The organism is Bacillus sp. P4_D3 (genome assembly GCF_056401855.1).
The window spans coordinates 1-6,044 of the sequence record NZ_JBFUIN010000184.1 but is presented as its reverse complement, the minus strand read 5'-3'; the positions used below and the strand labels follow the sequence as shown (position 1 = coordinate 6,044).

The following is a 6,044-nucleotide window of genomic DNA, read 5'->3' as shown; positions in this document are numbered from 1 at the left end:
AGAATAGACTTCGCATCAAGCATTTGATCACAGAGATTTATATGAGATTTTATATTCATACATTCCAGAAATAAATTTACTTATCTTTCTCCATATATTTTTTAATCTTTCGTTCTTCCCACTCTTTTCCGAATATCCCAAATGGAARAGTTGTCAAACCGTGTATAACGATACCGATTCCCCAACCTCCCAGTGGATATAAAAACCATAATTTACTTGAATCAGAGCTTATATTTATAAAAAAAAGCATTAAGTTAACTAGTATATAGACCGTTAAATGAATGTAAAACGCTTTTAAATTCTCCACCCTTTTTTTAGCTCGTAAATAATTCTCATCTCGCTCCACCCTTAAACACCTCTTTCAATATTGTATTTTTTCACCTTCGCTCCAGTGTTAACATCATATTCTAATCGGAAATCCGTTATTCTCAAAAAAACATCAAACAAAAAAGTACCCAGCAAATTGTCATACACATGATCATTTGCTGGGTACTGCATGATACATTTGTTATTTACAGGCGTCTAATTAAGACCAAATCCAAACATCATCATTATTTTCAACGTTGCCCTTTACCTCATAAACCTTTTCGATATGATCCGTTGTGTTCCAGTTAATAGAACTTCCACCCCAGCCCACATACTTCATATCAATTTTCACTTTCTCACCCGTATTAAATACTTGTCCCTTTGTTAAGAAAACATCAATAATAACTTTCTTCCCATTTAGCGATGGATACTCAACTACGACATATTTAGTAGCACCGTCTCCCTCATCTTCCATCGTTCCTACTTTTGATACTTCTCCAATTACATAATCAGGTGAGCCATCTTCTTTCATGTGCATGCCTAACTTGTTTGTTGTATTTTCAACTGCAGTTGCAACCATATATTCTGTAAAATTACGCATCATAGATCCAGTAGCTTTTACTTCATCCCCTACTTTCACATTTGAAAGTGAATCAATATAAACACTAACAGGTTCTTCGTATTGCTTAGATTTAACGATAATCACACCATTATCCACTTCTACTACTCGCCCTTCTAACGTCGAGAAATTCGACTCAATAGAAGCCGCACTCGCTTTTGACAGTTCTAATCCTGGTAAATTCGTTCCTGATAATGCTGCGATCCCTAAAGCACCTGCTAAAATTAATTTTTTCATACCCATTATGAAACATCTCCATTCATGATGATTTTATTTTTTCGATTGGATACGACCAACCTGTAACTATTATAGTTACAGACAATAAGGAATAGCAACCATCTTTCTCATGCAATGTTGCATACTGTAATTTTTAAATTTAAATCGATTATTCCTATATTCAACACGAATGCCAAATCCTTGAATACCAGCAGGTAAACTGATTGATGATGAAGAAACTAATGTCATGCATCATATTTTTTCAATGCTACATTTTGTATAATCGTAGTCCATTAAATTATGTAGGAGCGGAATTAAAATGTTAATGAAACCCAAAAGATTACAGCCAGGAGATATTGTGGCGACAGTAAGTGCTTCGTGGGGAGGCGCAGGTGATGCTAAGCTACAATGGCGTTATGAGCAAGGAGTAAAGAGATTAGAAGAAGTTTTCGGCCTTAAAGTTATCCCAATGCCAAATAGTTTAAAAGGTAGCGAATACCTTTATAAAAATCCACAAGCTCGCGCGGAAGACTTAATGACAGCATTTAAAGATACACGTATTAAAGGAATTATTACGAATATAGGTGGAGAAGATAGCATCCGTTTACTTCCTTATATTGATTTTAATATGATACGTGAAAACCCAAAAATTTTTATGGGGTACTCTGACGATACCGTTTCACATTTATTTTGTCATAAAGCAGGTATTTCTTCTTTTTACGGTCCAGCAATTTTAACCGATTTTGCCGAAAATGTAGAGATGGATTCATATACGATTGCGACGGTAAATCGTACTCTCTTTTCAAATGAGATGATTGGCGAAATTCAACCAGCTAATGAATGGACGAGTGAGCGTTTAGAATGGATAGAGATAAATAAGGATAAAAGGCGTACGATGCAACAAAACAATGGATATGAGCTACTTCAAGGCTCTACCACTGTACAAGGGCGTTTGATTGGTGGTTGTATAGAAGTACTGGAATTTGCAAAAGGAACGGAACTTTGGCCCGAGAAAGAACATTGGGAGAATAGCATCCTTTTCTTTGAAACCTCTGAAGATCATCCAGAACCAAGTTATATAAAGTATTGGTTGCGAAATTATGCAGCACAAGGCATTCTGCAAAAAGCAAAAGGAATCATTTTTGGTAAACCGAAAGACGAAATGTATTATGAAGAATATAAACATGAAATACTGAAAGTTATGGGGGAATATAACTTAGAAGATTTGCCAGTTCTTTATAATTTAAATTTCGGGCATACTGAACCGAAGTTTATTTTACCTTACGGTGCGATGGCAGAAATTGATTGTGAAAATAGATCTTTCTCTATTTTAGAAAGTGGCGTGGAATAAAATAAGTGTGGGGTTTCCCCCCACACTTATTTCATTTCCTTTGCCTACTGATTAAAGAATAATCCCCGAAAAACTCCCCTTCATTACTTCCTTTTCAAGTTGATTCATACATGTAAACATCGCAATAATCTTTGTCCGATTTTTTTCATCAGGCTCAAATTGTTCAATGGTTACGTCACAACGAATCGTATCACCGCTAAAAACGGGACGTAAAAATTCAAAATCCATCTTGCGAGCTAATACATTATGATCACCGCCAACTTTCGTAGGAAGCGTTGATGTTAAAAGACCTTGTACAACAAATCGTCCTTGTTCATCTGGTGTAATATGATGAATTCCCTCATCCTTAGATACTTCTGTAAATAAAACAACATCCTCTTTTGTAAAAGTTCGCTCAAAGGTGATTTTTTCTCCTACTTGCAATTTCATTGATACCCCTCCTCAAAAACACTTTTAAAATAAGAAAAACCGAAACTAAAAATCATTTCGGTTTTTCAAACTAAAGAAGTTTATTTTAACGAATGTACAAACAACCCACTGCGAAGTTTCGGTTCAAACCATGTTGATTTCGGCGGCATTACTTCTCCAGCGTCTGCGATTGTTAATAAATCTTCCATTGATGTCGGATATAACGCGAACGCTGCTTTGTATTCACCGCTATTCACAAGACGTTCTAGTTCTTCTAATCCGCGGATTCCGCCGACGAAATCAATGCGTGAATCAGAGCGCGGATCATGTATTTCAAGCACCTGACTTACTAAATGATCTTGTAAAATAGATACATCTAAACGTCTAACAAGATCATTCGCATCAAATGTTTCCTCTTTCACTGTGAGCTTATACCACTTTTCGTTTACATACATTCCAAATGATTTTGGCTCATTTGGTTTATACGGTGAAACACCTGCTTCTTCCACATAAAAATATTGCGCCACTTGCTTTAAAAATTGCTCTACTGATAAGCCATTTAAATCTTTCACAACCCGGTTATAATCCCAAATTGATAATTCATCATGAGGGAATAAAACAGATAGGAAGAAATTGAATTCCTCTTCTCCTGTGTAATTCGGATATTGCTCTCTTCGCATAACTCCTACTTTTGCAGCTGATGCAGAGCGGTGATGTCCATCTGCAATGTACAAGTTAGGGATATCTTCAAATGCATTTACTAAAGTCGTAATTACTTCTTCATCTGCAATCTTCCACGCAACATGCTCGACTCCGTCTTCTGCCGTAAATTTATAAATTGGCGCATGTTCTTCTTTCCAGCTTGCAATTAAACGTTTCACTTCTTCTTTTGTACGATAAGTTAAAAAGATAGGACCCGTATTTGCATCGCACACATCTACGTGACGAATGCGATCTAGTTCTTTTTCATGACGCGTTCTTTCATGTTTTTTAATTGTATCATCTTCATACTCGTCAATCGATGTACAAACGACAAGGCCTGACTGCGTTCTTCCTTGCATCGTCAGTTCATAAATATAAAGCGCTGGCTCTTCATCTTGAACGAACACTTCTTCTTGTATAAATTGCTTTAAATTTTCACCCGCTTTTTCATATACGCGATCATCATACGGTGAAAGTGCTGGATCTAAATCAATTTCTGCTTTATCAACATGTAAGAAAGAATATGGATTCCCTTTTACAACTTCTCTTGCCTCTTCACTATTTAATACATCGTAAGGTAAAGCTGCCACTTGCACAGCTTTTTCTTCTACTGGACGGATGGCCCGAAACGGTCGGATATTTGCCAAGTTCCTCTCTCCTTTACACAATCATTCGAACGGCTACAACACCTGTAATTTTGCTTATATTTTCCACAATATTCTCTTTAATTATATCATCAATASCATTATCAATATCAATCATTGTGTACGCCCAAGAATGTTTACTACGATTAATCATATCCGCAATATTAATATGATGTTCTGCTAAACATCCTGTAATTTGCCCTACCATGTTCGGAACGTTTTGATGCATAATCGTAATTCGTTTTTTTCCAATGTACGGAAGTTCTACGTTTGGATAGTTTACTGAATTACGAATATTTCCTGTCTCTAAATATTCACGTAATTGTCGAGCTGCCATTACCGCACAATTTTCTTCAGACTCAGACGTAGATGCACCAAGGTGAGGCGTCGCTGTTACATTTTTCATCTTTATAACATTTTCATTCGGGAAATCTGTTACGTAATGTGTAATAATATCTTCTTCTAACGCTTTTTGAAGAGCTGTTTCATCTACAAGTTCTCCTCTTGAGAAATTGAATAGACGCATTCCTTTTTTCATCGTCTCTATAGCGTGTTCACCAACAATCCCCTTCGTTTGGTTCGTAAGAGGAATGTGTAATGTAATATAATCACAAGTTGCAAAAATTTCATCTAAACTAAATGCTCTTTGCACTTGCGTAGAAAGACGCCATGCTGTTTCAACAGATATATATGGGTCGTATCCGACAACGTCCATTCCTAAAGCTAACGCATCGTTCGCAACTAAAGCACCGATTGCACCAAGACCGATAACACCTAGACGTTTCCCTGCTATCTCTGATCCAACAAATTGCTTCTTCCCAGCTTCAACAAGCTGTGGTACTTCTTCTCCATCCAACTCTTTCGTCCAGCTCACTCCATTTATAATATTACGGGAAGACATAATAAGACTTGCGATAATAAGTTCCTTCACTGCATTCGCATTAGCCCCTGGCGTATTAAATACTACAATCCCTTTTTCCGTACAACGCTCAACAGGAATATTATTTACACCGGCACCAGCTCTTGCAATCGCCTTTAAATCTTCTGAAAATTCTTCTTGATGTAAAGAATAGCTGCGAAGTAAAATACCATCTGGATGACCTACTTTGTCTCCAATTTCATAGCGATTCCCATCAAAAATTTGCAAACCCTTTTCCGCAATTTGATTTAACGTCTGAACACGAAACATATCCCCATCTCCCTATCTATTTTCAAGCTCAAATTCCTTCATATAAGCTACTAATTGCCCAACACCTTCCACTGGCATCGCATTGTAAATACTTGCACGCATACCACCTACTGAGCGATGTCCCTTTAGCGTAACGAAACCGCGTTCTTTCGCTTTTTGTAAAAACTGATTGTTAAGCTCTTCTGACGGTGTTGTAAACGGAATATTCATAAGTGATCGATACGTAGGGTCAACTGGTGAAGTAAACAATTTAGATTCATCTAAAAAACTGTAAAGAAGTGAAGATTTCATTCTATTTTGTTCTTCAATCGCAGATACCCCGCCTTGTTCTTTCAACCACTCTAGTACAAGTTTCGTCACATAAATACTAAAGGATGGCGGTGTATTATATAGGGAGTTATTTTTACTGTAAGTTTCATAGTTTAGCATCGTAGGACAAGCACTATTTGCACTGCCAATTAAATCTCTTTTTATAATTACAATCGTTAAACCCGCTGGCCCTAAATTCTTTTGCGCACCCGCATATATGAGACCAAACTTCGTAACATCATATTGTTCTGATAAAATATTTGAGGACATATCCGCAACAAGCGGCACTCTTTCTACATG

General features: G+C 36.8%; 7 protein-coding genes. 1 reads left to right on the top strand and 6 read right to left on the bottom strand.

Features of this window, described 5'->3' with window-relative positions:
- Positions 1 to 76 precede the first annotated feature (76 nt).
- A complete protein-coding gene (locus tag AC1DTM_RS16470) occupies positions 77 to 346 on the bottom strand; it encodes a 2TM domain-containing protein (protein ID WP_477000502.1) in 270 nt (89 codons plus the stop codon).
- 180 nt (positions 347 to 526) lie between these two features.
- Positions 527 to 1,168, bottom strand: coding sequence for a F0F1 ATP synthase subunit alpha (locus tag AC1DTM_RS16465; protein ID WP_016105377.1), 642 nt, complete (start codon positions 1,166 to 1,168; stop codon positions 527 to 529).
- A 292-nt stretch (positions 1,169 to 1,460) separates the two neighbouring features.
- Between AC1DTM_RS16465 and AC1DTM_RS16460 the strand changes: the two genes are divergently transcribed.
- Positions 1,461 to 2,492 carry a S66 family peptidase gene (locus AC1DTM_RS16460; protein ID WP_016105378.1) on the top strand — a complete coding sequence of 344 codons (1,032 nt, stop codon included), beginning with the start codon at positions 1,461 to 1,463 and terminating at the stop codon, positions 2,490 to 2,492.
- Positions 2,493 to 2,543: 51 nt separating this feature from the next.
- Here AC1DTM_RS16460 and AC1DTM_RS16455 read toward each other — a convergent pair whose 3' ends face one another.
- The 4 genes from AC1DTM_RS16455 to serC form a co-directional block, all read right to left on the bottom strand.
- On the bottom strand, positions 2,544 to 2,921 hold the full coding sequence (locus tag AC1DTM_RS16455; RefSeq protein WP_016105379.1) for a hotdog family protein: 378 nt from the start codon (positions 2,919 to 2,921) through the stop codon (positions 2,544 to 2,546).
- 80 nt (positions 2,922 to 3,001) lie between these two features.
- Positions 3,002 to 4,249, bottom strand: a complete 1,248-nt coding sequence (locus tag AC1DTM_RS16450; protein ID WP_016105380.1) for a DUF1015 domain-containing protein — start codon at positions 4,247 to 4,249, stop codon at positions 3,002 to 3,004.
- A 13-nt stretch (positions 4,250 to 4,262) separates the two neighbouring features.
- On the bottom strand, positions 4,263 to 5,435 hold the full coding sequence (locus AC1DTM_RS16445) for a 3-phosphoglycerate dehydrogenase family protein (protein ID WP_477000501.1): 1,173 nt from the start codon (positions 5,433 to 5,435) through the stop codon (positions 4,263 to 4,265).
- 12 nt (positions 5,436 to 5,447) lie between these two features.
- Positions 5,448 to 6,044, bottom strand: a 597-nt coding sequence (serC, locus tag AC1DTM_RS16440) for a 3-phosphoserine/phosphohydroxythreonine transaminase (protein ID WP_477000500.1), incomplete at its 5' end; no start/stop codon positions are given.